Annotated in this window: 3 protein-coding genes; all 3 read left to right on the top strand. The window is 61.4% G+C overall.

Going from position 1 to position 2,289, the window contains the following annotated elements; genetic code table 11:
• Window positions 1-521: IS1634 family transposase (locus Y708_RS22240; RefSeq protein ID WP_035774976.1), on the top strand; the 521-nt coding region annotated here is incomplete at its 5' end.
• Window positions 522-637: 116 nt separating this feature from the next.
• Window positions 638-1,399, top strand: coding sequence for a DinB family protein (locus tag Y708_RS0101630; protein ID WP_028278568.1), 762 nt, complete (start codon window positions 638-640; stop codon window positions 1,397-1,399).
• 359 nt (window positions 1,400-1,758) lie between these two features.
• Window positions 1,759-2,289, top strand: a 531-nt coding sequence (locus tag Y708_RS0101635) for an ATP-binding protein (protein WP_028278569.1), incomplete at its 3' end; no start/stop codon positions are given.

Here is a 2,289-nt window from a genome sequence, read left to right on the forward strand (position 1 = left end):
TCAAGGAGGTCCTGACCGTGACCGTCGCCGGTGAGAACCCCAAAGACGTCCGCCTCACCTACCAGACCAAGGGAAGGGCCCGGGCGGCGTTGGAGCGGCGCGTGTTCGGCAAACGCGTCCTGATCACCAACCAGCAGAACTGGACAGTCGCCGAAGTCGTCGCCGCCTACCGCTCCCAGTCACACGTCGAAGACGCCTTCCGCCAGCTCAAAGACCCCCACGTCGTCTCCTTCTCCCCGATGCACCACTGGACCGAAGACCACATCCGGGTGCATACCTACACGTGCGTGCTCGCCCTGCAAGTCGCCCACCTGATGACGCGCACCGCCGCCCAGGCAGGCATCAGTCTTTCCACCCGCAAAGTCCTTGACGAGCTGGCCAGCATCCAGGAAACCGTACTGCTCTACCACGACGGGTCCAAAGGCCGCCCACGAGCCCAACGCCTGCTCACCGACCACTCCAAAACGGCCGGGAAGCTCGCCGGGCTCTTCACCCTCCAGACCTACGCGCCAACCCGCTGACCCGCCGAAAGGACACGCCTAGGTAATACACCCCGAAAGCGCGCTGACCAGCACAAACACCATCAAAACAGGTCAGCCTTCGGAAACTCCCGCTAGCGCGGGAGCGAGTCACTGTCATGACAGCCTCTACCGAGTCCCACGACTTGCATGGGACAGAGTTTGTCGACGTGAACTTTCGAGAGGCCCGGTTTGTTCGGGCTGACCTCACCGCCGTGGTCATGCGCGCAGTCGACGTGGCGGGTGCGGACATCGACGCACCCTGGCTTCTGGACGGCGGGAACTTCCTACGTGTTAACGGCGTCGATGTGGTCCCGTTCGTCGAGGCCGAACTCAACCGCCGTTTTCCCGGCCGTGCGTCGAGGCGCGCCGGAGATCCGGATGGCCTGCGCGCGAATTGGGCCATGCTCGAGCACACATGGGCGGCCACGCTCGAACGCATCGCGGCGATGCCGACGGACACTGTCGACGTTTCCGTAGGCGGCGAGTGGTCGTTCGCGCAAACGCTCCGGCATCTGGTCATGGCCACGGACACATGGCTGGGCAGCACGATCCTGGGGACCGATCAGCCATTCCACCCCATTGGCCAGCCAAACGCCGAGTACGAGACCGACGGTAACGACATATCGATCTTCGCGACAGTCACGCCGTCGTACTCCGAGGTGCTCGAAATCCGGGCGGGCCGCGTCTCCATGGTGCGCGATTTCCTCGCTTCCGTCACACCGGACGACCTCGCCGCAGAGCGCAAAAACCCCTGGGCGCCCGAGTACCCGGAGACCACCCTCTCGTGCCTGCACACGATCCTCGAGGAGGAGTGGGAACACCACCGCTACGCCGTACGCGACTTGGATGCGGTTGAGGAGCTGACAGCCATTCCGTAAGCCAATCGGTTGAGGGACCTAAGGATTGGCCGCCAGCATGCGATCTATTACTGTCGCTGGTACGGAGTTCATGAACGTCGCCGGAGGTGAGATCGCCTTCCGAGTCACGGGCTCTGGTCCTCCCCTGCTTGCTCCGGAATGCAATTACGAGTGGGGGTACGCGTAATAGTCTGCCCCTAGAGCACTGCCAGGCTCCGCTTCTGAATGTACTCGCGTACGTCGGCCAGACAGCGCCGTTTCCGTGAGACATCGAAAAAAAATCCGACCGTATCGTATTTTTGCGATTGCTCGGTATAGTTTCAGATACGGATCGTGCTCTTAACCCCTATGCCCCTGGATCCGGACTGAAACCTCCTTCCATGGAAGGCAGATCCAGCGAGATCGACACCTTCCTGGTCATGGTTCAGCGCGCGGGTCATGGTCTGCATAATCGCGGGATGGTTCTCTCCGGGCTGCGCGGCGTAGGTAAAACGGTGCTGCTAAACCATCTACGGGCAACAGCTGAAGAAGCTGGGTGGGTAACCGTCTACCTGGAGGGCAAAACAGCTGAATCAGGTCAGACAGCACTCCAGACACGCTTGGCCCGCGAGCTTATCAGTGCCGCCCGACGATTAAACAAGCCTTCCATGGGGCAACGCTGGAAAGCAGCCCTAGGCAGCATCGCTTCCTTCAGCATGAGTGTTGGAGTCACCGGGGCAAGCCTCGGCGTCGACACCAGAACCGGCCGAGCAGACACCGGCCAGATCGCCATCGATCTCGAGGAACTGATCGAAGACATATCCCTGGCGATGATGGATGAACACAAGGGTTTTGTCATACTCATCGACGAAATGCAGGACCTCGACGAGGAGCTCCTATCGGCTCTGATCGCAGCCCAGCACGCAGCCGGG

Origin of the sequence: Arthrobacter sp. H5 (genome assembly GCF_000520595.1) — a bacterium.
GTDB lineage: Bacteria > Actinomycetota > Actinomycetes > Actinomycetales > Micrococcaceae > Arthrobacter_D.

Bases quoted from the DNA above. Each gene is read 5' to 3' on its own strand.
- Y708_RS0101630 (WP_028278568.1), top strand. From the start codon at position 638: ATGACAGCCTCTACCGAGTCCCACGACTTGCATGGGACAGAGTTTGTC.